This window comes from Anabaena sp. UHCC 0253, assembly GCF_009712085.1.
GTDB lineage: Bacteria > Cyanobacteriota > Cyanobacteriia > Cyanobacteriales > Nostocaceae > Dolichospermum.
Genome location: NZ_VILD01000002.1, coordinates 436,625 through 462,872, shown reverse-complemented (window position 1 = coordinate 462,872; position 26,248 = coordinate 436,625). Strand labels below are relative to the sequence as shown.

Below are 26,248 nucleotides of genomic sequence, written 5' to 3'. Positions count from 1 at the left end.
TGGGGAACTGCGGTGGAATTTAATCAGCAACTTTTGGTAGATAGCTTGAAAGCAGAATATAAGCATCAAGATTTACCATTTTCTCTACATATTTTTAACACTGTATCCTCCACAAATCAAACCCTGTGGCAACTAATTGACCAAACAGAAAAAACCAACTCTGTAGTTATAGCCACTCAGCAAACCGCTGGACGGGGGCAATGGGGTCGTCAATGGCTATCTTCTACTGGTGGTCTATATCTTTCGATGTCCATAGTGCCTCAACTAGCAGCTACCAATAGTTATCAACTCACATTAGCCACTGCTTGGGGAATTACAGCACAGTTTCAAAAATGTGGTATACCTGTAGGCATAAAATGGCCAAATGATTTAGTATTAGATGGTCGCAAACTAGGCGGCATTTTGACTGAAACAAAAGTCAATAAAGGACAAATCACTCAAGCCGTTATTGGTGTTGGTATTAATTGGGCAAACTCAGTTCCAGAAACCGGAATTAATCTGCAAATATGGCAAAATTCCCAGAATTATCACATGATTAATCACCTGGAAATGCTAACCTCACAAGTTTTAATAGGAATTAAGTCCGGTATCGAGTGTCTACAGACAGAAGGAATAAACATCCTCTTGTCGCGCTATCTTGATGTACTCACAAATATGGGTGATCAAGTTTATGTCAATAATTTTTTAGGTACAGTGGTGGGAGTAACTCAAGAGGGTAATCTCCGGTTAAAAATGACAAATGATGATTTAAAAGCAGCGGTAACACCAGAAATTTCTTGCCAACCAGGTACAATCAGTTTGGGTTATCGTCAATCTTCTGTTTTATGATTTTTTTTGTTAAAAATGTCACTGCATGAACAGGTAAACCACTAGCTGAAGCAATTCTGGATTTGAGATTTGAGATTAGAGTTAATCTAAAATCTAAAATCTAAAATTGAATGACATTATTTCTTTAGACTGATTACACACAACAAAAGAGAACAAATGACGCAGCGCCATAAATCTGCCCATAAAAATTTTTACTACGGTGGTATGAGTAAACGCTTTGCTTCTAGACTACCAGCACAAAGCCTCTGTTTGTTAAGTAGCTTTAGTCTTCTCGGTAGCGGTTTTGTAGTTGCTCAATCGGAAACTTCCTCAATAGATAACATTGTCCCCACTATTGAGAATTCCCAACCAACAGCAGTTAAAAATCCAGTCCAGAAAGAAATTGTGATTCCAGAAACAGTAAAGTCACAACCAGATTTTTCAGAACGACAAGTGAGGCTGAAAAAGAGGCTAAATAATAAAAATGTTTCGGAAGCAAGAGAAGTTGTTAAAGATTCAAAATCTAAAGTTGAAAATAATCAACTTCCTGCTAGTGTCAGAATCACCAAACCCAAGGTTAAAAATACTCAACCTACCGCTAGTGTTAGAATCACAAAACCTAAAGTTGAAAATACCCAACCTACCGCTAGTGTCAGAATCACAAAACCTAAAGTTGAAAATACTCAACCTACCGCTAGTGTCAATGAAGCTGACTCAGTAATCAAAAAACTTCCCGAAGTTGCCCAACCAGTTAATAATTCCCAAAATACTGCTAAGAAAACAGGGAATAACACTAAGGATTATAACAACGCTTATATTGATCCTACCGATTACAAAAATACAGCCACAGGTAACTATGAACCACCTAGCTCTGTCATCGTTACAGAACGTTCTAGTGGTTGTCAGGCAACTGTAGCAGCAGGGCAAAGTGCTGGAAGTGGTTGCGCTAAAGCTACTCAGACTCCTAGTGTGGCTAAGTCAAAAGAATCATCACCAACTTGGCTGAAAAAAAGTGAAACTGCTAAATTATCTCCAGTTTCCCCGCAAAGAAAATTAAACGCACCAACTATAACTGCAAACAGAAACCAGGATAATAGTGTTGCTGGGGCTGTTGCGCGTAGTGTTAGTAAAGTTAGTCAAAATAATTGGCAGGTTTCCAAAGCTAATACTAACAGTCATACAAAGGCTGCTTATAATGCTAATCGCTTTGTTCCTAGTCCTAGAGAATTTAGCACTACAACTGTGAGTGCTACTCCTATTGCTCCACAGGTAGGTAGTTTACCAGCACCGATGATTGAGGGTAATTTTGCCCCCCGTCCTAGCATGGTGTCTTATGACTTCTCTCTAGCATCAGTATTACCACAAGTTCCTTATACTAATACTCTTGCTTATCGTGGTGGTGGTTCGGGAATGGTATTTCCACTAGCTGCTGCTGCACCAATTACTTCTTTATTTGGCTGGCGGATTCATCCTATCACAGGCGATCGTCGTTTCCACGCTGGTACAGATATAGGTGCGCCCACAGGAACACCAATTTTAGCAGCGTCTAAAGGTCAAGTAGAAACAGCTAACTGGTTAGGTGGTTATGGTTTGACTGTAATTATCAATCACAGTTCTGCTCAACAAAGTCTCTACGGACATATGTCAGAAATTCTTGTTCAACCCGGTCAATGGGTAGAACCTGGAACTGTCATTGGCCGAGTTGGTAGCACTGGTAACTCGACTGGACCTCACCTGCACTTTGAAGTCCGTCACCTCACCCAAAATGGATGGGTTGCTGTTGATCCAGGTGTACAGTTACAAGGCGGCCTGAGCCAGTTAGTTCAAACTACACAAGATAGAAGAACAGCACAAGCTCAGTAATTTAGGGATAGGGGATTGGTGATAGGGGATTGGTGACTTGCCCTGAGCGTAGCTGAAGGGTTGGTGATTGGGAAACTTATTTCTGCTCCCCTGCTCCCCTGCCCCCCTGCTCCCTGCCCCTGCCTCTTCTCTGTCACCTGTCACCTGTAACCTGTCACCTTCCCCCTCTATAAATACCCATTTTCCGCTAAAAAGGCATTTGTAATTTCCTCTTGTTGATGATGATTTTCAGGCGTTAGGAATTTTTCTACATATTTACCAAGGATGTCTCCTTCTAAATTTACCCAACTACCAGCGATTAAATGACTAAGATTAGTTTCGCTATATGTCAAGGGGATGACGGCAACTGTAAACTGAGATGACTCTGAGTGATAGTCAGCTACAGTCAGACTAATACCATTGACAGCAATGCTACCTTTAGGGACTATATAGCGGGCGATCGCTTTTGGGGCAACAAATTTCATTTCCCACGAAGTAGCAGTTTGTTCAGATGTGATTAGCTGACCAATTCCATCTACATGACCCATAACAAAATGACCGCCGACTTTACCACCTACCCGCAGCGATGTTTCTAGATTCACATATTTTTGTTGAGTTTCTTCTTTGCCTAATGTAGTGCGGCGGAGGGTTTCTGGTGACGCAGTGGCGATAAACCCATCTCTTAATATTTCTTCAACAGTCAAACATACCCCATCTACGGCCACACTATCACCATAGGCTAAGTCTTGAATGATCATCTCTGGCTGACTAATACAATTAATCTGCCAAGAATCTGCTTCTAAGGGTTTTATGGTTCCCAAACCTTGAATTAATCCTGTAAACACAGCTTTTGCAAAAGTAAATCTATTTATTGCCTAATTCTGGCGGAAATCAACTAATAATTCCAGGAGAAAATGTAAAGCTTCTGAATTTAATTTCTTTCCTTATTTGGTAAATGAATATTAATACATTAGCATCAATCTCAAGGCATACTTGAAGAAGAAGGTGAAAGCAGGATCAAGGATAAAATATGAAGAATAGATAAACTTCAAACTTCACTCTTGAGTTAAGTTACTTCTGTCATTTACCAACAATATGGCTGATGCCACGCTACGCTATCGGAGTTTAAGAGAAGCATTATAGACAAGAAAAGACCTATGTTAATTTCTGTCCCAGAAAGAACTGAGAAACTGTACTATCTGCTACATAGTTCCAAGCGATTAAAGAATTTTAGAGGCTGAACCAAATGATAGAAATGAAAGTCGCTGGTATAGCATTAGATGCGATCACCCGCAGCCCGATTGTACTTCTGAAGGATGGTTCAGATCGTCGCGCTTTGCCCATTTACATAGGTCAGGAACAAGCTAGGGCAATTATGGGGGCAATGGAAAATCAAAAGCCTCCTAGACCTTTAACTCATGACCTCATCGTGAATATTCTGGAAGCATGGAATATGACTTTAGATCGAGTTATTATTCATACTCTCCAAAAAGATACTTTTTATGCTGCGTTGATCCTGCAACAAGGTGATGTCAAAAAGGAAATTGATGCTCGTCCTAGTGATGCGATCGCCATTGCTCTCCGCACAAATACTCCTATTTGGGTCATGGAAGAAGTAGTAGCTGATGCTTCTATTCCCGTAGATCGTGATGCTGATGAAGCTGAACAGGAAGCTTTCCGTGAATTTATTTCTAATCTTCGTCCGGAGGATTTGATTAAGCGATTTGGTAATGGTGATAGCTAAAATCTGATAAACTTCTGAGGATTTCACCAAAAACCTAACTTTTTTGTAGGGGTAATTCATGAATTACCCCTACTTTTGAGATGTTTTGTGTAAGTCGTGAACTACTTTTTAACTGGTGTGCCGCAGGGATAAGTAGCTACTTTTTCTTGACTACTTTCACTTACTGGCTTGTCTTTAGCTGCTAGATAATCTTTTTGCAAAGTATCTAATAAAGCTTCGCGTCTGTCATATAAACGCTTGAGGGGACGGGGTGGACATTGATTAAGAACGTAAGCTGTCACCAAAGGCAAAGCGATCGTACTGTCAGTATAACACACAATTGTGCTAGGTAACTCATCTGGGTCAATTTTCCCCCAACTTACAGCTTCGGCTGGAGTCGCTCCCGATAACCCACCTGTATCAGGACGAGCATCAGTAAATTGGAGAAAGAAGTCATGTCCCCGTTCTTCTAGTCCTAATACCTCGTGAATTTGCGGTTGTGTTTGTAATAAAAAGTTTTTAGGACTACCACCACCAATAATTACCGCTGCACTTTTACCGTCAGTTTCTCGCGCACTGTAGGCGATCGCTGCTGTTTCATTTACGTCAATAGCGGGATCTAATACCAACTTTGAACCTTCTAAAGCCAAAGCTGCGACATTCATCCCAATGGAACTATCACCGGGAGAAGAAGTATAAATAGGTACGCCACATTCATAAGCTGTGGCTAATAAGCAAGAATTTTTGACACCTAATTGCTTTTCTACTTCCCACACACATTTACCTAACAGATAATGAAATTCAGCCGTTCCCATGCGTTTTTGGAAAGGTTCTGCTTGGAGAACTTTGCGAATAAAAGCGTCGGTTTCTAGCAGTACGTCGTAACCAAAAATAATGTCATAAATTCTGATAGTTCCTTCTTCCCGCAATTTGACATCATCTAAAAAGGGACTACCAGCAAATAGTTCAAAACCTAAACCATAGTGCATATCATGGTAAAGATTCGCACCAGTGCTAATCATCCAGTCAATAAAACCATTGCGAATTAAAGGCGCAAAAGCAGAAACACCAAAACCTGCGGGTGTCATCGCTCCTGAAAGACTCACCCCGACAGTTACACCCTCTTGAAACACATCTTTAGTCAGCAGTTGACAGGCTTCCCGTAACCGGGCTGAGTTGTAAGCGGTAAAATAGGTATCAATTAAATCAACCACGCTAACATTGTTAGACATTGGTATCGGTGCAATTTTCTTACCTTGCTGTTTTGACATTTTCGGGAAATCCTGAATAGTAAATATGCTGAATACAATGTTATCGTATTCAAATGTACGGAAGTTGCTAAAATGTTTTGTAGCGATGTGAATTAGCAACCATGCTCAGACGGATTTGGCAGTGGCTCAAAAGGTTTTGGCGGCGGATATTTGTGAAAAAACCCACTTCTGCACCTGTGGAAGTAAAACCAGCGCGACGGTTAACTGATACTGAGTATGAGGCTTTATTTTTCCGGTTGTTGGCTGAGGTTGAACAGGGGTTGACCAGGGCAGGAGTCAAGGGCTTATTAGCTACCAATGGTGTGGCTGAGACTGAGTTAATTATTTGGTTGCGGGGGTTTGGGGAAAGGTTATTAGTTGCTGATGCGCCCAATCAGGAGTTAGGTAGGCGTTTGGTACTGTTGCGTGATTTGGGGATGGATTTGGGTGAGGTGGCTTATCAGATTGGGGTACAGTTGCAACCACAGGAAAGGAATGATGTTTCTATCCCACCTGGAAATGAAGAAATAGAGGCAGTTGGGGAAGCAGAAACTTCGTTAAATCGTGGTAATGAGCAATTTATGGCGGGAAATTTTGAAGCTGCTCTGGCCTCCTACAACAAAGCTCTCCAATTTAAACCTGATCACCACGAAGCTTGGAACAACCGGGGCATTGCCTTGGAGCGTTTAGGAAGAAAAGAAGAAGCACTCGCATCCTATGACAAAGCTCTCCAATTTAAACCTGATCACCACGAAGCTTTGAACAACCGGGGCAATGTCTTGAGGGATTTAGGAAGAAATAAAGAAGCGATCACATCATACGACCAAGCTCTCCAATTTAAACCTGATCACCACGAAGCTTGGAACAACCGGGGCGTTATCTTGGCAGATTTAGCAAGAAATGAAGAAGCGATCGCATCCTATGACAAAGCTCTCCAATTTAAACCTGATTACCAGTATGCTTGGAACAACCGGGGCATTGCCTTGAGGAAATTAGGAAGATATGAAGAGGCGATCGCCTCCTACAACAAAGCTCTCCAATTTAAACCTGATTACCACTATGCTTGGAACAACCGGGGCATTGCATTGGGGAAAATTAGGAAGATATGAAGAGGCGATCGCCTCCTTTGACAAGGTTCTCCAATTTAAACCTGATAACCACGATGCTTGGAACAACCGGGGCGTTGCCTTGGAGAAATTAGGAAGATATGAAGAGGCGATCGTTTCCTTTGACAAGGCTCTCCAATTTAAACCTGATGACCACGATGCTTGGAACAACTGGGGCGTTGCCTTGGAGAAATTAGGAAGATATGAAGAGGCGATCGCATCATACGACCAAGCACTCCAATTTAAACCTGATTCACACGCAGCTTGGCACAAACGGGGCGTTGCCTTGGGGAATTTAGGAAGAAATGAAGAAGCGATCGCATCATACGACCAAGCACTCCAATTTAAACCTAATGACCACACAGCTTGGAACAACCGGGGCGTTGACTTGGGGAATTTAGGAAGAAATGAAGAGGCGATCGCATCATACGACCAAGCACTCCAATTTAAACCTGATTACCACAAAGCTTGGTTAAATAGAGGTGTGGCAGCTGGACGATCAAGGAGTTCCGATCCCTTCCTGAATTTATCAAGCGCTGTGGCTAGAAGAAATCCTCAACTTAACCAGCGTGGCTATGATGGCGAATTAGCAAGTTATGAAGAAGGGTTGAAATATTGTCCTCAGCCAGAAGATCAAGGTTTATTACATCGGAAAATTGGTGATGCTCACTATTTCCAAGGTTTAAGCCAACGCCACCGCCGCACCTATTACCGCAAAGCCGTTAAAAGTTATAACGAGTCCCTCAAATTCCTGACAGTGGCAGATTTTCCCCAATTGCGCCTTGAGGTTTTACGAGGCTTAATTCGTGTCCATTTGCATTTGGGCGAAACCACAGAAGCACAAGAACTGAAACGACTAGGAACAGATTTATTGAGACGCTTGTTAGATGAATCTCAAAACCCAACCCAGAAAAAACAACTAACCTTAAAATTTGTAAGTTTTCAACAATTCACCGTTGATTTAGCAGTGCAGTCTGGTAACTGGTGTGCCGCCTTAGAGTTAGCAGAGGAAGGCAAAAACGCCTGTTTAGGTTGGCTGTTACCTGATTTGCTTGAAGATTCAACTTCCGAACCTAATCAACCCAGACTAGCCCAAATCCAACAACTCCTCAATCCCACCACAGTCATAGTTTACTGGCATCTCAGCCCCTACGCCCTCCACACCTTCATCCTCACCGAGAACAAACCACCCATTATTCTGCAAACCTCCAGCCAACACTTACAGCAATTTGAAACCTGGACAAAAACCTGGAACGAGGAATACAGTAAACACCGCAAAGGCAAAGATTCCCCACCAGAAACACAACCCACTTGGCGAGATCACCTACCCTCAACACTACAAAAACTCAGGGAAATTCTCGACATAGCCGCCATTGTCAACATCATCAATGATCAAGAATCCAACTCCATCCAAAACCTAATTTTAATACCTCACCGCGACTTACACCTATTCCCACTCCATGCAATATTTCCCCCCCAACTTCACCATTACCTACCTACCCAGCGCCCAAATGGGGATTAACTTACAAAAAATCAACCCTAACCCTACCCCAATTTATCAATTACCCATACTCAGCATCGAAAACCCCAATCATGAAGGCTACGGTAGCTTACCATACGCAGAAATAGAATCAGCCGCCATTAATCAACTATTCCCAATTTCTCAACAACTCGCCCAAAACCAAGCCACCAACCAAGAAGTTATCAACGCCTTGCAAAATAATCATGGTATTTTGCACTTTACCGGACATAGTTTTTATAACTTCAACAATCCCCTAAAATCTGCCTTAGCATTAAGCGGCAAAGACTTATTAACACTAGAAGAAATTTACAATATTCCCAACTTAAATAAATATCAACTTGTCACCCTTTCTGCTTGTGAAACAGCCATTACCAACCAACAAACTATCACGGCGGAATATGTAGGTTTAGTCAGTGCCTTTCTTGCCCAAGGAGTAAACACCGTTATTAGTACACTATGGACTGTACCCGACAACTCCAGCGGCTTTTTTATGATTTATTTTTATTGGCAACTAAAAAAAGGCCAACCACCAGCAATTGCCTTAAAAAAATCTCAAAAATGGTTATCTAATTTAACATTTGCCAAACTAGAGAGAATTTATAACTTAATCTTCTCCAAACTACCCAGAGAAGAAGTACCATTACGTCCATTTATCCGCCCATATATTGCAGCTATACCATCAATGTCTATTGCCGAAAAACAGAAAAAACTATATGCAAATCCTTATTATTGGGCAGGTTTTACCATTACAGGCTTTTAACTTAATTTAAAACCAACAAAAAACCCCGACTCCTTAAAGAAATCTGGGTTCTGAAAGATATTTAATTCAGCCTAAATAATCTCCTGTTGCAAAACCCGAACCTGCTCAATAGATAATTCAGTAACTTGAGCAACTTGTTCTAAACTCATACCAATTCCCAACAAATTTAAAGCTATCTTTCTTGCTGTTTCCGCCATACCTTTGGCTTTACCTTCAGCCTTACCCTCAGCCATACCTTTGGCTTTACCTTCCTCAAGAATTTCTTGATAAATCACTGATTCGCGCATCATCTCACTCCTAAAGATTTTCTTAATTACATTTCTATCTAACACCAACCCTGCTAAAATGCTGGTAGCAGCGGCTATATCTCGTTGTTGCTGTTGGTCTTTAATTGCTGCCACAGCTTGTGCCACCTGGCTTAATACTATTGTAGGATCTTTTGTCTGACTTAGCACAGCAAATGGCAATAACCCAGGAACGCTCATAAACCTTTCTGTTGGTTGCTCCCATAGACGGATAACTTCAAAAGCATGGTAAGTATTGCTTAACTTAAAACTGTTTTTATGGACTAACTCAGAACCTGTTTTTCGCAAATAAATCACTACTTGACGCATTTCTTTATGAGGGAATCGCCGATATCCTCTCACACGGTAATCTAACATCCTAAATGGTATATGATCTTCAGGGTCTGTTTGAAATTCGATATGTAACACTAAATTATCCGATTGTAATAATATTAGTGAATCAGCGCGAATTGGTTCATTTGATAATTCTGTAGGGCTAAGTTCCGTTAATTTAATTGGTGAACCTAGTAACCATGTTGCTAAATCGTCTTTAAAATTCTCGGCGAGATATTTACAGATATTGTCGTACATGATATTTATAAAGCCTTGACAATCTATTCAGTTAGGGTAGACATTGAAAAGTTTTATGAATGTTAACCTAAATGATGTCAAATAAAATTAAGCTACCAGTTTTTTGTATCTACCTTTTACCAAATTTACCATGAAAGACAACGATATTATCAGTGTATTTGCTTTTTTAACTGCTCTTGGTCAGTTAGATACACCACTGCCTTTTGATATTCAATCTCAAATTAATAATATTGGTAAAGCTATAGAGTTAAATTCTAGCAATATTCGTGGTTTGGACTTAATAGCTGAAAGTTATCCAGATTTAGATCGGATTTATCAGCAGGAAGTCTTGAAAATTCGCGGTCTTATCGGTGAACGAAACAAAAGTTTACCACCTGAACCTTTAAACAATAAACCAACTAATGAATTGACGAATGCAGCAGTTAATGTTTTTAATAGTTATGATTCTGTAGATACTGCTAAAAAAGTTGCTACCTCCAATTTCATAACCAAAGTTCTCGCATTTATTACAGGTAACACAAATAATGACTGAACAAATTATTTATCCCACCATTAATTTATTTCTCTATGATTTGAAAGATGGTTTAGGAGAAGATGAAACCAAAGTAAATAAAAATTGTGAGAACTTCTGCCGAAAAATATACAATGATCTTGGTAAAAAGGAGTTTTTGCAAAAAGTAGCACAATTTGAGAAATATAAAAATTTTGACGCTGAAGATATAGAACTTCTAGAAAGTAGAACTAGAGAATTTCCTAGTCCTTTAGATGGCTATTACTACCCTTTACAAGTTAATGATACTTATTCATTGTTAGTTGATTATTCTGGTAAATTAGATGCTAATGGTCAACCTAATGATGATGTTCAAAATATTGATGATAAACCATTTTTAAACCTCAAACAAAAAATAAATAATCTGATTGGAGAACAAACAGGAACAATTGGACAAACTTTGTTATTATGGGGAAAGCTAACCAGCCCTAAAACTGATTTAGAAATAGAAGAAATAGCTCAAAAATGCTATACTCAAGTTGTTAATGATTATAATTGGCAACGAGATTTAATTGGCAAAGGTGATTTAGGTGAAGGTAAAATATTTGAAATATGGTATCATCCCCAAAATTTAGAAGTAGAAGGTAAAGAGTTTTGGAATAAATTTCGACAATTAAATCAACATATCTTAATTTGGTTATTTCCTGAGCATATTTCACCCGATGAAATGCGAAAACAGGTAAAGAAATTATATCAAGATTTTTTAAAACTGTGGCAATATCGTCATAAAATAGTTTGGGCATATTATCAAAGTCGCTATCAAAAACGTATTCTTAAACAAGAATATGTTGATGTTCAACCTTCGATTCAACAAGCTGGTCAGTTAACTCGATTATTGCAAACTAATAATTTAAAGTTAAGTGATTTACAAACAACTTTGACAAACAATTTAATTAATCTCTCCGATTATACCATTGCTTTAAATTTTTTAGAAAATCACAGTCGCACAATTAAGCTAAATTTATATAATTACAAATTAAGATTAGTTGAAATCGAAAAAAAGTATCCAGGTAGTGATTTGGAAGTTTTGAAAAGGTTTAGTGAAAGTGAAATTTACGCGCAAAAATATCAGCTTCAAGTAGATGCAGATTATGAAAATCTTAGCCCTGGTTTAATATTACTACAAAATCTCAATAGTACAATCCAAGGTATTATTGATTTAGAACAGACAAAAAGCGATCGCACTTTGAATACGACCATAGCGATCGCTGGTGTGGGATTAGCCACCAGTCAAATAGCCTCTGCGGTGATTCTCGCTTCACCTAACGACTATAAAAATACAGAAAATCTGCCATTTCGGGTTGAAGTTTTTGGTTGGAGTGTAAGTATTGGTATTGTTTCAGCTATAGTAATGTTCTTTATTTTCCGTCTTATTAGACGCTTCTAGGACTTATAATAAACTTATATCTAAGGATTTATTTACCAACCGATGCCAACCCTCACAGATATTTCCACTTTGATTGTTAGCACACCAGGTACTTGTGGCGGTCGTCTGCGAATTGTTGACACTCGCATTACTGTTCAGTATATTGTCAATGAGATTAAATCTGGTATGACCCCAGAAGAAATTATCGAAGATAAGCCTTATTTGACAATTGCAGGTATTTACACTGCGTTGGCTTATTATTATGCTAATAAGGAATTACTAGATATTGAATTTGCTCGATATCAAGAAGAATGCCAACGACTCGAAGCAGAAGTGCTTATGTTTAAAAATCACCAAAAAAATAAATTATTACAATTTTGAATTTTTAAGATCGCAGCTAACAGAACTTATGTGATTTCTCGTCTATCATGACTAATGAATTTATCAAAGCCGAAAAATTATACTTCATTCTCTTAGTGTTAACAGTTATTTATCAACAGGGTTTATGAAAAGCGACACACCAGAAGAACTAAATACAGATCCAGCAGATCAAGAAATTTCCCGTTTAATTGATGAGGTGATGTCATCATCCCCCACTGACGACAAATACCGTCAAAAGATGCAGCGACGGAAAGAAGTCCAAGATCAAAGAATAGCTAAAGCCATATCTGAAAAAGGCTTAATTATTGTTAATACTGGTCATGGTAAAGGTAAAACTACTGCGGCTTTAGGAATGGTGTTGCGATCGCTCGGACATGGACACAAAGTAGCAATAGTCCAATTCATAAAGGGCGCATGGGAACCAGCAGAAAAACGCGCTTTTAGCCATTGGGAAGAACAACTAGAATTTCACGCCATGGGTGAAGGCTTTACATGGGAAACTCAAGATCGTGATCGGGATCTTGATAAAGCTGCTGCTGCGTGGGAAAAATCCTTAGAATTTATCCAAAACCCAGATTTTAAATTAGTTCTTTTAGATGAAATTAATATCGCCCTCAAACTAGGTTATTTACAAGTTGAAGAAGTGTTAGCAGGTTTAGCCCAAAAACCACTAGACAAGCACGTAATTCTCACTGGAAGAGGCGCACCCCCGGCATTAATTGAAAAAGCCGACTTAGTAACAGAAATGACATTAGTTAAACATCCTTTCCGCGATCAAGGTGTGAAAGCTCAAGCAGGAATTGAATATTAATCTAAATTGGGAATGGGGAAACATCTCCTCCCTTTCCCCTTGCATCCTGCCTTCTACCTAACACCATTTACTTCCTGTTTACACTTCTGCAACATTTCTCGATCATTAGCACTTAAAAACTTGAGGGGATGATAGTCTTGCAAAGTTACCGAGTGAGCATAACTTGTGGATTCATCATCATTGAATTTGGGAATTGTACTAGCTGTGGAAATTTCCATTGTCCCCAGTTCACCTGGTGAACTTCTTACTGTCATTGCTAATTCTCCAGACTGAGCCAAAGCCCCTTGAAAACAACTAAATTCTGATTGAGGCATATACAAAGCACCAATAACTTTACCTTGTTGTTTTTGAAAGAGGATATAACCTTGTCCTAATTGATTTGGTGTTGCAGACTGTCCATAAAGATAAATACCATCTTGTTGTGGAAATTGAACTATTCCTTTTCTATCTAGTTCTCTGGTATTTGTAGATAATGTTGTGAGATTTTCCGTTAATCTTTCAGCAGACTCTTCATGGGAATTAGCAACTGGCGATTTTTCAACTTTTGTAAAGTTATGACTATCAAGATTACTTTGTTTTTGAATTCTTGCCTCTTTCACCTCTCTAAGCCGTGATAAAAGATCAGGTTGAGAATTAACCTGACTTTGATGGGTAGGAATTACATAATTAGTAGCGATCGCTTTAGAGGGCAGTATTTCTTTATGTTGTTCACCAGCATAACTAATACCTAAAACACTCATAGAAAGAACTATGCCAGCGACGGGAACTTTTAATATGCTAGAAGTAATGAATTTAGAAATATGATTAAACACCCCGTTCCTCCTGTAACAAACTTAACTACTGCTTTCAAACTTGCTAGAATGATAACTAACTATTGATACTTCGTAATTCCCTCAAAGGTTTTATATATATTATTGGGATTAAAAACTATCTAAAAATGAATTTTTCCGGGATTTTGGTTGATAATTTGACAATATCATTGTTTAAAAATTTAAGGCTTCACCCAAGGTATTCACCCATTTGGGGGATGAAAAATATTTTTTTAACGATAAGACCCCTAGAGAATTTGTATAAGCAAATTGTGATCATAGATATTGCATCCACAGTCCAAATCACTTGTCTATTTTTAACTACAACAGCAATCTTGGAGATTTCGGACGAGATTCCTAAAAAACAAAAAAAAATCGCCCCCTGATTTAGGAGGCGCATCACCAAGAGGGATGTTTTGAAATACGCTGCTGTGCGTTTGCATTCCTAGCTGGCAATGTATTCTTTGACATTAGCTCGACGGCGACGTAAATGTGCAAGAGCTTGATGCTCTAATTGACGGACTCGTTCGCGGCTGAGATTCAACCGTTCACCGACTTTCGCCAAAGACATTTCATGTCCATCTTCTAACCCAAAGCGTAAGGCTAAAACTTGGCGCTGTTGGGGTGTGAGTTCTGCAAGTAGGTTATTTAAGTCCTGACGCAAGAATTCCTGAGTAGTATAATACTCTGGTGATGGACCATCATCTTCCAACATTTCTTGCAACTCAGTATCTTGGTTATCACCAACACGGATATCTAAAGAGACTGGTTGACGCGCCATGTTTAGATATTCACGAATTTGAGCAGGTTCTAACTCTAGTTCCCGCGCAATTTCTACTGGTGATGGGGATCTTCCCAACTTCTGCGCTAATTCCCGTTGAACTTTTTTAATTTTGTTCAGTTTTTCGGTAATATGAATTGGTAAACGGATGGTACGACCTTGTTGAGCGATCGCTCTTGTAATTGCTTGACGAATCCACCAGTAAGCATAGGTTGAGAATTTATAACCCCGCATAGGATCAAATTTCTCCACACCCCTTTCTAGTCCCAAAGTTCCTTCCTGGATTAAATCCAGAAATTCCATATTTCGCTTCTGGTATTTTTTAGCGATCGCTACTACCAAACGCAGGTTCGCTTCAATCATTTTTTGCTTGGCTCTCTTACCTTGCATCACCAATTGATTTAGTTCTGTTTCAGATTGGTTAACATGAGCAGCCCATTCTGATAAACTAGGTTCATGTTCGATTTCTTTGCTTAAAGCTTCTTTTGCTTCTAGCAGTGTCATCATTTGCTGTACTTGCTTACCATAAACAATCTCTTGCTCACGGCTCAACAAAGGTACACGACCAATTTCCCGCAGATAGGTTCGCACCATATCCGCCGTAAATTTAGCATTGATATTTTCCGTATGATTGTTAACAGTAGGCATTGGTGCTTTATCCTCTACTCCATAAATACAATAAATATTTTTCAACACAGACGAATTACTAAGCTTTCTATAAACATGACTGGTTATAGAGGTCTATCATCAGCAATTACATTGATCGAGCCTTTGTCAAGATGTTGCTACTCTAAATAGAGATTACCTTCCTCTCCCTGAAATTTTGGAGTCTCAACACAAGTACACTCGACTATTTTCAACAATTCTTCTTTTTTATCTAATAGTCGTCTAAAAAAACGGAGTCAGTATGACTTTACTTTGGTTTTATGTTACGACAAACAGAGTGAATAGTAAAGTTCCCAGAAGATAAATGTTTCAGTGATCAAGCCAAAAACTTGAAAACTATTTTACTTTAACTTCCTTAACCATTGCGATATATCCATAGTGACGCGAAAACCCCCTCTCAAGTTGCTCTCAAGTAGCCGGATAACCGAACTTGAGTTACTTCTATAATGGAGGGATGTTACGAAAGCGTCAATTGTCAGTTGTCAATTATCAGTTGTCAATTGCTGATTCAGAGCTAAAATCCTAAATCTGCTTTAGCTAGTTCAGCAGCGGTGAATACATCCTCATCTGACTTCTCTTCCCAAGCTATAGCGCCAATTTCCGCGTAAAAAGTGGAATCATAAGGACGAGTCCGCACCACCACCGGCATAGGAACAGCATGACCGAGAATTAATGCTTGTTGCTTAGAGTCTAACTTAGCTAAGACTGAGCGTAAACCACCTGCACCAGATACACCTGTAAAAATAGCATCAATATCTTTTTCGTCATTAAGCAAAGCAGTGATCCGAGTACCGATCTGGGACATGACTTCATTATCTATGCCTGATGGACGTTGATCAACTACCAAAAGTGTTACAAAATACTTTCGCAGTTCTCTAGCAATAGTTCCAAAGATTGTACTCTGCACTACTCCTGGGTCAAGAAAGCGGTGTGCTTCTTCTATTGTAATCATTAATGGTGTCGGCCGATCCAAAGGATTTTTACTTTGGAGAAATTTATCAGCTTTTTTCACATAATGCTCATGTATCCGTCTGGTGATCATATTCGTCACCAACATATATGAAAGCATATTCGACTGAGAACCAAATTCGATAACTACGTTTTTCCCAGCTTCTAGAGATTGGACAATATTTCTAATATAATTTTGGGGACAAGCACCGCGCATATATTTTAAACTATCTAAGCGTAATAACTTACGCTGTAATGCCATAATTGAGCCTTTGTGTCCCCGCTTCTCTTCACAAAACATCTCAATTTCTTCATTACTCATATTTAGCAACTGAACAATCCAAGATTTACCCAATTCACTAAATAGAATATTGGCATTATCTAACGCCGCTTCGGAAAGTCCTAATTCACGATTACATAATTTAATATCTTCAACTTCAATCTGCTCATAGCTCAGGTATAGTTCTTGTGCGTCACGTACACCCCGCCGCTTAGTAGAATCTGGATCAAGTGTGTAAACTTCAACTTGTCCGGGAAATAATTGTTTTAATCCCTTTACAGTATTAACGTTCTTACCTTCTGCTACTGCTTCCCAACCATATTCCGAGTGCATATCAAAAATTAGGTTAACCGCAGCATTTTTGCGAATGACACCAGCTAAAATTAAGCGGGTGAGGAAAGATTTACCAGTCCCAGATTTACCAAAAATCCCATTACTTCGTTCGACAAAACGGTTTAAATCAATACAAATCGGCACATCCATATCTAAGGGTTTACCGATGGAAAAGTTTTTGCGGTGAGGATCATCTTCCCAGCCAAATACCTTGCGGAAATCCTCTTCGCTTGCTTCGTAAACTTGGCTAAAATGACTAGGAATAGTTTTAACAGGTAACAATTCCATCGTCGTACTGGTTTGGGGTTGAAAAGAGGCTAAACCCGTAGATGATGGTACAAAGGAGTTGGGGGATTTACCATTGCTGAAAAAGACAGATTCATTAGATTCAGGGGTAAACATCAACATGGGTGCGAGGTTGATCATCCCATAAGTACCGCTTCCGGCTAATACCTCACGTAAAAAACTATCTTCCCAATTGGGAGGACTAGCTGTAATGCGGTCATTTGCCATACCCAAGGATACATCTGTCAGCATACAGAAAAAGCGCGATCGCATCCCCTGTACTACCAGAAATTTACCCACCCGCATATCTTCTACACAGATATCGGGGTGTAATCTCACTTCTAAACCCCCAGTCAGAGAACCTTCAATAACTGAACCTAATGGCTGTCCCAAATTCATTTTAATTTTGTCAGTTGTCAGTTGTCAGTTGTTCGTTGTCAGTTGTCAGTTGTCAGTTGTCAATTGTCAATTATTTAATCAATCTGAATGCTTGTTGGTGCATTTCCCACTGGTGGAGTTATTCCTGGTAATGGTTTTCTAAATTGTGCGTAAATGCGATCGCGCCATGCAAAAAATGCTTCATAATCAGGATTCTCCGCGAAAATGGGCAATCCCTTCCCCCTCAGTGATACTGGTAAATCCAAGTATGCACCATCAGGAAACTTTAACAGCATTGACAAACTAGCTACTGCTAAATCAGCTAAAGTTGGTTCATCACCTGTTAAATAAGGACTACCTACCAACAACTGGGTAACAATGTCCAAATCTTGTTTTAAGCTATTAATAGCAGCATTTACCGTATCTGGAGTAAAACCTACACCAAAACCCAGAACAGACAGAAAATCACTAGGAACACCTTCCAACACATTTTTGAGAATGTCTGGAGTTGACACCGGTAACAAGGACTTCCGAAAATTTGGATCTTGACTAATAGCTGCAAACAGAGCCTTCCTACCCTTAACACCTATTGACTCATCAGCCCAATCTTCCAACAATAAAGTCAAAGCCCGTTTTTTCGGATCTGTCGGTATCAGCGGCCGATCTGGATATTCTGAATCTAAATACTTAGCGATTTCTGTAGAATCTACAATATATCTATTTCTATCCTTTAACACTGGAACTTGTTTCTGTCCAGTCATCCGAAATAATTCTAGCTGTCCAATCCCCGGCGCAACTTCGATTTTACGATACTCTAATCCCTTATAATCAAGGATAAGACGGACTTTTTCAGAAAATTGAGATAATTCCCACTGATATAATTCTAGCATATTTTATACTTTGCAACTTTTTTGGTTCTCAACTTCAATAATTCTATCTTCAATTTCTAGAAATTTTTTTGTTAATCAACCATTTTTTGAAATTATTTGCTGTCACTCAACTTTAATTATCCTAACAAGGGATGTTTTATATTTTCGAGCTATTTCATAGGACTTAACTAGCGGACAAATATACTCTTAGTTTTAGATTCTCTCATATTTTAATGATGAGTCTTAACTTTCCCTCATTTTTCATAAGATGCAAATGAGGATGTTTAAGAATCCTGTATGTCTGATAATTAATGGGGGATTATAGCGATTGATATGAATGAAAATAATACAACTTTTTAACTTTTTTGACGATGCAAATTACAACTTAGCATAAAATTGCCTAATTTTACAAATATTTTCACTAATGGCGACCGACTCCTAAATTTGCAGATAGATTCATATTGACAAAATTAAAGAAATTTTCGAGTTGGCAAAATGTTATAAATCTTGATATAACTTGTAGACAATCAATACAAACAAAATTTATGAACGCGAATTACAGCAAATTATTGACCAGAATCACTGCAATCATGGGATTAATTAGTGCCAGTCTTTTGATTAGTACCCCATCTCCAGCAAAAGAATTACTCAATCCCAGACCAAGTATTTTCAACGAACCGCCTTACAATCGGGGGACAAGACCTAGTGAAACCCCACCTATCATCAAACCTACTCCTTCAGAAACAGAAATTCCTACAATCCCAACTACTCCCACCACACCCACAACAGAAACCAGGAACTTAATAGTGCTGGCTAACGCCAATGGTTCATTTAAAACCCTTATTAAAGCTTTAACAGCAGCAGGACTCACTGAAGCATTACAAGGAGATGGTCCTTTTACTATTTTTGCTCCCACAGATGAGGCATTTGCGAAACTACCACAAGACGCAGTACAAGATTTATTAAAGCCAGAAAATAAGGAAGTATTGCTGAAGGTTCTCACCTATCATGTAGTACCTGGTAAGGTACTTTCCGGTGATTTAAAATCTGGGGAAGTGAAAAGTTTACAAGGAGATCCTATTACTGTCAAAGTTGATAATAATGGCGTTCAAGTGAATGATGCAAAGGTAACTCAGGCAGATATTCAAGGTAGCAACGGAGTTATTCATCAAATTGATAATTTGATTCTGCCACCCAGCTTATAAACTATCCCAGAGCGGAATTAAATTATTAACAACAAGATCCCCGACTTTTTAGAGAAGTCGGGGATCTGACTTTGGCAATCTAACGAGATTTAGCAGTGGTTTTGGTATCAGTTGTCTTTAAGTCTTGAAGTAACTGCATCATTAACGGCTCAAGCTTTTGTGCTGTTTGTTCTTCTTGGCGTAAATTTTGCTCTAACAACTGTACAACTTGGTTTTGTCCCATTTGTTCCGCAACTTTAATTAAACCACGATAACAAGCAATTTCCATTTGTTCGATCTTACAACTACATCCTGCTAGTCCTAAGTCTACAAGTTTGGGATTATCAGCAGCTAGAAGTGCAAATTTTTGACCTTCACTAATTAAACTAGCTGCAACATCACAAGTAATCCGTTGTGGTTGTTCTCCTAAGACATTTAACACCTGTTCCAGGTTTCTAATCTGCTGTTCAGTTTCTTGAATATGTGTCTCAATCACTGCCTTCAACTTACTATTTTGACCACATTGCCACATCATCTGCTGGGCTTCTAAAAAGCGATTTTCAGCATCGTACATGGCGTTAATTTCATAGACAAACTTTTGCTGTAAGTTGGTGATTTTTTGTGTGCCTGGACGTTCTTTCAGTTGAACCATGATTATTCTCCTGATGGTATGAAGCTATATTTAACAGTCGTGCCAATACTTGTCAGTTAAGGAAGTTTGGGTAAAAGTGAAAAATTTGATCTATCCCTTGCCCCCTTAATCGCACAGTATTGATAGTCGTTCTATTAACCCTACGTCCACCTTGATCTATTCTCTTCATACCCAAGACACAGTATGGGGATGAAATCTGATTGTTATTTAAGTGACAAGATCACACATGGGGAATAGGGCAGAAGGAAGAGGCGAGACAATAGATTTCTTCCTAATTACGTTAAAGTAAAGATAAATTAAGAAAATGCTGTCAAATAAATGGCTGCTCCAAGTTTAGAAGTAATTTCCGCTCAATTAGAAAGTCCAAATTTGCGCGATCGCATGGTAGCTCTTGCTAGTTTGCGCCAAGTGTCTGCTGATGATGCAGTTCCTTTAATTAAAAAAGTTTTGGATGATGAATCTCTACAACTGCGCTCCATGGCCATATTTGCTCTTGGTATTAAAAAAACGCCGGAGTGTTATTCTATCCTGGTAAAAATTCTGGAAACAGATCCAGACTATGGTATCCGTGCTGATGCGGCTGGTGCGTTGGGATATCTTGAGGATAATCGAGCCGTTGAAGTGCTATCACGGGCTTTCTATGAAGATACAGACTGGTTAGTTAGGTTTAGTGCTGCTGTATCTTTAGGTAATATTAAAGACCCCCGCGCCCATGATATTCTCATCCAGGCGCTAAATAGTGAAGAAATAGTCATCCAACAAGCTGCTATTTCTGCTTTGGGAGAAATCCGCGATCTCGATTCTGTCACATATATTCTGCGCTTTGCCCAATCAGAGGATTGGTTAGTACGGCAACGTCTTGCTGAAGCTTTAGGCAATTTACCCACTCTTAAAAGTGTCTCGGCTTTAAAATATTTAGAAAAAGATAGTCATAGTAACGTTGCTGAAGCCGCAAGGATTTCTCTACAAAGACTTGAGGAAGTAAACAATCTTAGTTGATATTAAAGTCTCTTCCTAGTTTTTAATAAATTAAGAGGAATACTCAAAATTGTGATGCAGGATAACTTCGTTTATGAACATTGAGGAATTTTTTGAGTTAAGTGCTGGTAAATGGTTTTCCCATCGTACTAGCCACCATTTGGCGTTCAAGCAGTCTGAAGACGGCAAATCAGACATTGTGATTGAGACATTAGCCGCTGATCATCCAGAAGTAATTAAACTGTGTGAACAGTATGAAATTGAACCTAGTGCTGCTTCTTGTGGTGCAAGAGTTACCTGGAACGGCACAATGGAATGGGATGAGGAAAAACATGAAGGTTCTACGGTTTTAGCTACCATTCCCGATCGCAATAACCCAGATGAAGGTAGATTACTGAGAGAAATGGGTTACGCCGAAAAAGCACCCGTAGCCGGTAGCTATAAAATCGGCAGTGATGGCGCTTTAACTCTCACTACCGAGTATGAAACCATGTGGTCAGAAGAAAGGTTATGGTTTGCTAGTCCCAATTTGCGGATGCGAGTAAGTGTTCTCAAACGGTTTGGTGGCTTTAGTATGGCTTCCTTTACTTCCGAAATCCGGATGGGTAGTACCGCTGCATCTACAAAAGCTACTGAAGCAGCTAATTCTGCTACCAGTTAGGGAAGCAACGGGACAGGGGAAAATTACACAAATAGGACTTACGCAAAATATCTCTGAAACCTTCTTTTCTTCGTGTTCTTCGTTCCTTCGTGGTTCGTTTCTTCGTGACTTGTGCGTAAGTCCTGACAAAAAGGGAACAGGGAACAGGGAACAGGGAACAGATAAGAAACACTCATTTGCACCAGTTTAAAGCTCAGTCAAAAAAAGATGTTTTTAAACATGAGTTTTTTCTATTCCCTGTTGCCCGTTCCTTATTCTTTCTGAACAGTTTCTTAACTTCTGAAAGGGTGATTATGAGTTATAAAATGGATCGTCGTGCCTATGCTGAAACCTACGGACCAACTGTAGGTGATAAAATTAGATTAGCCGACACGGAATTATTTATTGAAGTAGAACAAGACTTTACAACCTACGGCGATGAAGTGAAATTTGGTGGTGGTAAAGTCATTAGGGATGGTATGGGACAATCCCCAATTTCTAATGCTGATGGTGCTGTAGATTTAGTTATTACTAATGCTTTAATTCTCGATTGGTGGGGAATTGTTAAAGCCGATATCGGCATTAAAGACGGCAAAATTTACAAAATTGGTAAAGCCGGAAATCCTTATATTCAAGACAATATAGATATTATTATTGGACCGGGAACTGAAGCTTTAGCAGGAGAAGGAATGATTTTGACTGCGGGGGGGAATAGATTCTCACATTCATTTTATATGTCCCCAACAAATTGAAGTAGCGATCGCCTCCGGCATTACTACAATGATCGGTGGTGGTACAGGTCCCGCTACAGGTACAAATGCCACAACTTGCACTCCTGGTCCTTGGAATATGTACCGAATGTTGCAAGCTGCTGACGCTTTCCCTGTCAATTTAGGATTTTTAGGAAAAGGTAATACCAGCCAACCTCAAGGACTAGTAGAACAAATTGAAGCGGGGGCAATGGGATTAAAACTCCATGAAGACTGGGGAACGACTCCTACCACAATTGACACCTGTCTCACTGTTGCTGATGAATATGATGTGCAGGTAGCCATTCACACTGACACCCTCAACGAAGCCGGATTTGTCGAAGATACAATTGCCGCTTTTAAACATCGTGCTATTCATACCTACCACACCGAAGGGGCAGGAGGAGGACACGCACCCGATATTATCAAAGTTTGTGGACAAAGTAACGTTTTACCATCTTCCACCAACCCCACTCGTCCTTACACCGTCAACACTCTCGATGAACATCTGGATATGTTGATGGTATGTCATCACCTTGATCCGGCAATTCCTGAAGATGTATCTTTTGCTGAGTCTCGTATCCGTAGAGAAACTATTGCGGCGGAAGATATTCTCCACGACTTAGGGGCATTTAGTATGATTGCTTCCGATTCCCAAGCGATGGGAAGGGTTGGCGAAGTCATAATTCGTACTTGGCAGACATCACATAAAATGAAGGTACAGCGAGGAAGTCTTGCGGGCGATCGCCATGCAGATAATTTACGTGCCAAAAGATACGTTGCTAAATATACAATTAATCCAGCTATTACTCATGGTATTTCTGAATATGTAGGATCTGTGGAAGCAGGAAAATTAGCAGATTTATGTTTGTGGAAACCTGCATTTTTTGGTGTCAAACCGGAAATTGTCATTAAAGGAGGCATGATTGCTTGGTCACAAATGGGCGATGCTAATGCTAGTATTCCCACACCCCAACCTGTGTATATGCGCCCGATGTTTGGCAGTTTTGCTGGTGCAAGAAACGCCACATCATTAACTTTTGTTTCTCAAGCAGCTTTAGCAAGAGACATTCCTCAACAATTAGGTTTGAAAAAACTTAGCGATCGCTGTTTCAGGAACTCGACAATTAACTAAACAGGATATGAAATTAAATGATGCTTTACCTCATATTGAAGTAGATCCCGAAACCTACGAAGTTCGTGCAGACGGTGAATTACTAACCTGTGAACCTGCAACAGTTTTACCAATGGCACAAAGATACTTTTTTATTTTAGTCCCCGCAGGAAGACTTAGGGTTTGCCGAGAAAGTCATTTCGTGAGGACTAGGAGTGAGGAGGTAGGGGCGCAGGGCCTGCGCCCAGTCACTGAGGAAGAATTAGAAGAAGATCAGAATAGTCTCGAATCTGGGTTATTAAAAGTTGTCAATTATCAATTGTCAATTATTTAAAAATTCTTTTACCCTTGCCAAATACGTTTCTGGATCTTCCAACATCGGAAAATGTGCAGTATTAGAAATAATAGTTAACTCGACTTTATCATTTAGTGCTGCGGCTCTTTTTGCCAATTCAGCCGGAATAATAATGTCATATTCTCCCGCAATTAATAGCGTCGGCACAGTTAATTTAGCGAATTCTTGGGGCATAAAATCCGCCTGTTCTTTACTAACAGACGTGAAAATTGTTCCCAAAGCTGTTTCATAATCAGCATTAATGAAATCTTGTAAAAAAGCCTGGCGTTCAGATTTAGGAATAGAACTATGAAGAAATCTAGCCATAAACATTCTGTCAGCCAAAGGGATTTTCCCTAACCATTTGGGACGAAATTTAACTACTAATCCCCCGAATTTATAAAAAGCAGCAAAAGCCTTTTCATCATATTCAAAAATACCGCTACAAGTTAAAATTCCCTTTTCCACCTTTTGAGGATAGCGGTTAAAAAACAAAGTAGCTATGGAAGCGCCCATAGAATGAGCATTAATATAAACACGCCCCAGATGCAACCCATCTAATAAAGCTGCTAAATCCTCAGCGTAATCCTCTAATTGATAACTTAAATTTTCAATTCCAGGGGGTTGTTCCAAGCTAAATTTAGCCTGAGAACGCCCAAAACCGCGCATATCATAGAGTAAACAATCAAAGTCATCTAATAAAGCTTCCGCCGTACTTTGCCAGTATCTAGCCGAACCCGCCCAACCATGCAAAAAAACCATCACAGGTTTAATAACATCTGATGGTTTTTTCATCCACTCGTAATAATGCTCAACACCCCGAACGTTTATATAACTCATTTGTCACAAGTAAAAATTAAAATTAAAAATTGATAATTGTCAATTGTCAATTGTCAATTATCAATTATCAATTAAGCCGATTCTGGTTTAGGTAAAGAAGACGGATGTACTAATAGTTCAGCCGTTGAACGCTTCTCAACCATTTCTCTCGTGATAGTACAGCAAGTCACATCCTTACGGGAAGGTAACTCATACATGACATCCAGCATCAACTCTTCCACAATACCTCGTAAAGCCCGCGCCCCAGTTTTCCGCCGATAGGCTTCTTGAGCGATCGCTTTCAAAGCATCTGTTTTAAAATCTAACTGGACATTATCCATATTCAGGAGTTTTTGGTACTGTTTCACCAAAGCACTACGTGGCTCAGTCAAAATTGCCATCAGCGCATCCTCATCCAGAGGATCTACCACAGCCACCATAGGAATCCGCCCAATAAACTCAGGAATCATCCCAAATTTCACCAAATCATCTGGTTCGAGATGACGCAATGTATCAGCAGTTCGTTTTTCCTTGCTTTGACCTTCTCCTGGTTGGACAAAGCCTATTGACTTTTTACCAACTCTCTGATCTACCACTTTATCTAAACCAACGAAAGCACCACCACAAACAAACAAGATATTGCTCGTATCAATTTGGATACAATCTTGATATGGGTGCTTGCGTCCGCCTTGGGGTGGGACATTAGCCACAGTCCCCTCTAACATTTTTAGTAAAGCTTGCTGTACACCTTCTCCGGAAACATCTCTAGTAATGGAGGGATTTTCGCTTTTGCGGGCGATTTTGTCAATTTCATCAATATAGATAATGCCCCGTTGAGCTTCTTCTACATCCAAATCTGCCACTTGCAACAATCGCAACAAAATATTTTCCACATCTTCCCCCACATACCCCGCTTCAGTTAAGGTTGTGGCATCAGCAACAGCAAAGGGAACATCTAGAATTTTTGCTAGAGTTTGCGCTAAGAGAGTTTTCCCGCAACCAGTTGGTCCAATGAGCAAGATATTAGACTTTTGTAGTTCGATAGCATCATCAGATCCCGATTTTCCACTGGCTTTAGACTGAATCACAGCCAAGCGTTTGTAGTGATTGTAAACAGCCACAGATAGCACTTTTTTGGCTTCATCTTGGCCGATAACGTGTTCGTCTAAATATTTTTTAATCTCTCTCGGTTTAGGAATTTGATTAAACGAGAGATTAGCCGAACGAGTACGACGTTGTTTTTCAGGTGGTTCTGACTTTTGGGCTGGTTGCGCCGCCGCAGTATTGGTATCCAGCAATTCCTCATCGAGGATTTCATTACACAAGTCAACGCATTCATCGCAGATGTAGACTCCCGGACCCGCGATTAACTTACGCACCTGCTCTTGAGACTTACCACAAAATGAACATTTTAAATGGGAGTCGTACTTAGACAT

23 protein-coding genes and 1 pseudogene are annotated in these 26,248 nt (G+C 39.5%); 14 read left to right on the top strand and 10 right to left on the bottom strand.

Translation table 11 applies throughout. From position 1 onward, the window contains the following. Positions 1-12 precede the first annotated feature (12 nt). Together FJR38_RS06240 and FJR38_RS06235 are read left to right on the top strand one after the other, a co-directional pair. A complete protein-coding gene (locus tag FJR38_RS06240; protein WP_168495632.1) occupies positions 13-828 on the top strand; it encodes a biotin--[acetyl-CoA-carboxylase] ligase in 816 nt (271 codons plus the stop codon). Between the two features lie 156 nt (positions 829-984). Then, complete coding sequence (locus FJR38_RS06235; RefSeq protein WP_168535988.1) at positions 985-2,670, top strand: M23 family metallopeptidase; 1,686 nt, start codon at positions 985-987, stop codon at positions 2,668-2,670. A gap of 167 nt (positions 2,671-2,837) precedes the next feature. On the opposite strand, the gene FJR38_RS06230 is transcribed toward FJR38_RS06235, so the two are convergent. Next, the gene (locus FJR38_RS06230; RefSeq protein WP_168535986.1) at positions 2,838-3,494 is read right to left on the bottom strand and encodes a riboflavin synthase; all 657 of its coding nucleotides are present in this window, start codon (positions 3,492-3,494) and stop codon (positions 2,838-2,840) included. Between the two features lie 401 nt (positions 3,495-3,895). Between FJR38_RS06230 and FJR38_RS06225 the strand changes: the two genes are divergently transcribed. Beyond that, positions 3,896-4,393 carry a bifunctional nuclease family protein gene (locus FJR38_RS06225; protein ID WP_168495522.1) on the top strand — a complete coding sequence of 166 codons (498 nt, stop codon included), beginning with the start codon at positions 3,896-3,898 and terminating at the stop codon, positions 4,391-4,393. A gap of 101 nt (positions 4,394-4,494) precedes the next feature. Here FJR38_RS06225 and speY read toward each other — a convergent pair whose 3' ends face one another. After that, positions 4,495-5,643, bottom strand: a complete 1,149-nt coding sequence (speY, locus tag FJR38_RS06220) for a deoxyhypusine synthase (protein WP_168535984.1) — start codon at positions 5,641-5,643, stop codon at positions 4,495-4,497. A 101-nt stretch (positions 5,644-5,744) separates the two neighbouring features. Here speY and FJR38_RS29245 point away from each other — a divergent pair, with 101 nt between their 5' ends. From FJR38_RS29245 to FJR38_RS06205, 3 genes are read left to right on the top strand one after another with little or no spacing between them, the layout of a single operon-like run. After that, entirely contained in the window at positions 5,745-6,731 is a 987-nt protein-coding gene (locus FJR38_RS29245) for a tetratricopeptide repeat protein (protein ID WP_168535982.1), read from the top strand. Continuing rightward, the gene (locus tag FJR38_RS29240; RefSeq protein ID WP_168535980.1) at positions 6,682-8,250 is read left to right on the top strand and encodes a tetratricopeptide repeat protein; all 1,569 of its coding nucleotides are present in this window, start codon (positions 6,682-6,684) and stop codon (positions 8,248-8,250) included. Before FJR38_RS29245 ends, FJR38_RS29240 begins: the two co-directional genes overlap by 50 nt. Beyond that, positions 8,189-9,010, top strand: coding sequence for a CHAT domain-containing protein (locus FJR38_RS06205; protein ID WP_168535978.1), 822 nt, complete (start codon positions 8,189-8,191; stop codon positions 9,008-9,010). The genes FJR38_RS29240 and FJR38_RS06205 overlap by 62 nt, the downstream gene beginning before the upstream one ends. Before the next feature lie 71 nt (positions 9,011-9,081). Here FJR38_RS06205 and FJR38_RS06200 read toward each other — a convergent pair whose 3' ends face one another. Then, positions 9,082-9,885, bottom strand: a complete 804-nt coding sequence (locus FJR38_RS06200; protein ID WP_168535976.1) for an Rpn family recombination-promoting nuclease/putative transposase — start codon at positions 9,883-9,885, stop codon at positions 9,082-9,084. A gap of 130 nt (positions 9,886-10,015) precedes the next feature. Between FJR38_RS06200 and FJR38_RS06195 the strand changes: the two genes are divergently transcribed. From FJR38_RS06195 to cobO, 4 genes are all read left to right on the top strand, one after another. Next, the gene (locus FJR38_RS06195; RefSeq protein ID WP_168535974.1) at positions 10,016-10,417 is read left to right on the top strand and encodes a hypothetical protein; all 402 of its coding nucleotides are present in this window, start codon (positions 10,016-10,018) and stop codon (positions 10,415-10,417) included. Next, positions 10,410-11,822: a hypothetical protein gene (locus tag FJR38_RS06190; protein ID WP_174763897.1), complete on the top strand. Its 1,413-nt coding sequence runs from the start codon at positions 10,410-10,412 to the stop codon at positions 11,820-11,822. Before FJR38_RS06195 ends, FJR38_RS06190 begins: the two co-directional genes overlap by 8 nt. 42 nt (positions 11,823-11,864) lie before the next feature. Next, positions 11,865-12,182, top strand: a complete 318-nt coding sequence (locus tag FJR38_RS06185) for a DUF433 domain-containing protein (RefSeq protein WP_168495534.1) — start codon at positions 11,865-11,867, stop codon at positions 12,180-12,182. A 124-nt stretch (positions 12,183-12,306) separates the two neighbouring features. Beyond that, positions 12,307-12,993: a cob(I)yrinic acid a,c-diamide adenosyltransferase gene (cobO, locus tag FJR38_RS06180; RefSeq protein ID WP_168535973.1), complete on the top strand. Its 687-nt coding sequence runs from the start codon at positions 12,307-12,309 to the stop codon at positions 12,991-12,993. A 53-nt stretch (positions 12,994-13,046) separates the two neighbouring features. Here cobO and FJR38_RS06175 read toward each other — a convergent pair whose 3' ends face one another. The 4 genes from FJR38_RS06175 to FJR38_RS06160 form a co-directional block, all read right to left on the bottom strand. Next, the gene (locus FJR38_RS06175; RefSeq protein ID WP_168535972.1) at positions 13,047-13,805 is read right to left on the bottom strand and encodes a hypothetical protein; all 759 of its coding nucleotides are present in this window, start codon (positions 13,803-13,805) and stop codon (positions 13,047-13,049) included. Positions 13,806-14,247: 442 nt separating this feature from the next. Continuing rightward, positions 14,248-15,231, bottom strand: coding sequence for an RNA polymerase sigma factor, RpoD/SigA family (locus tag FJR38_RS06170; RefSeq protein WP_168495540.1), 984 nt, complete (start codon positions 15,229-15,231; stop codon positions 14,248-14,250). Positions 15,232-15,763: 532 nt separating this feature from the next. Then, positions 15,764-17,494: an ATP-binding protein gene (locus tag FJR38_RS06165; protein ID WP_168495542.1), complete on the bottom strand. Its 1,731-nt coding sequence runs from the start codon at positions 17,492-17,494 to the stop codon at positions 15,764-15,766. A 74-nt stretch (positions 17,495-17,568) separates the two neighbouring features. After that, on the bottom strand, positions 17,569-18,363 hold the full coding sequence (locus tag FJR38_RS06160; RefSeq protein ID WP_168495545.1) for a glutathione S-transferase family protein: 795 nt from the start codon (positions 18,361-18,363) through the stop codon (positions 17,569-17,571). 524 nt (positions 18,364-18,887) lie between these two features. Between FJR38_RS06160 and FJR38_RS06155 the strand changes: the two genes are divergently transcribed. Continuing rightward, complete coding sequence (locus FJR38_RS06155; RefSeq protein ID WP_168495547.1) at positions 18,888-19,547, top strand: fasciclin domain-containing protein; 660 nt, start codon at positions 18,888-18,890, stop codon at positions 19,545-19,547. Between the two features lie 79 nt (positions 19,548-19,626). Here the strand turns inward: FJR38_RS06155 and FJR38_RS06150 are convergent, their stop codons facing one another. Continuing rightward, the gene (locus tag FJR38_RS06150) at positions 19,627-20,178 is read right to left on the bottom strand and encodes a ferritin-like domain-containing protein (protein ID WP_168495549.1); all 552 of its coding nucleotides are present in this window, start codon (positions 20,176-20,178) and stop codon (positions 19,627-19,629) included. Positions 20,179-20,496: 318 nt separating this feature from the next. Here FJR38_RS06150 and FJR38_RS06145 point away from each other — a divergent pair, with 318 nt between their 5' ends. The 3 genes and pseudogenes from FJR38_RS06145 to ureC all read left to right on the top strand — a co-directional run. Next, positions 20,497-21,177, top strand: a complete 681-nt coding sequence (locus FJR38_RS06145) for a HEAT repeat domain-containing protein (RefSeq protein WP_168495551.1) — start codon at positions 20,497-20,499, stop codon at positions 21,175-21,177. Positions 21,178-21,250: 73 nt separating this feature from the next. Continuing rightward, a complete protein-coding gene (locus FJR38_RS06140; protein WP_168495553.1) occupies positions 21,251-21,817 on the top strand; it encodes a phycobiliprotein lyase in 567 nt (188 codons plus the stop codon). Positions 21,818-22,110: 293 nt separating this feature from the next. Next, positions 22,111-23,810: pseudogene (gene ureC, locus FJR38_RS06135) on the top strand (urease subunit alpha); the annotation flags it as partial. Positions 23,811-23,981: 171 nt separating this feature from the next. Here ureC and FJR38_RS06130 read toward each other — a convergent pair. Both FJR38_RS06130 and clpX read right to left on the bottom strand, forming a co-directional pair. Further along, a complete protein-coding gene (locus tag FJR38_RS06130) occupies positions 23,982-24,833 on the bottom strand; it encodes an alpha/beta fold hydrolase (protein ID WP_168535971.1) in 852 nt (283 codons plus the stop codon). A 71-nt stretch (positions 24,834-24,904) separates the two neighbouring features. Further along, the gene (gene clpX, locus FJR38_RS06125) at positions 24,905-26,248 is read right to left on the bottom strand and encodes an ATP-dependent protease ATP-binding subunit ClpX (protein WP_168495559.1); all 1,344 of its coding nucleotides are present in this window, start codon (positions 26,246-26,248) and stop codon (positions 24,905-24,907) included.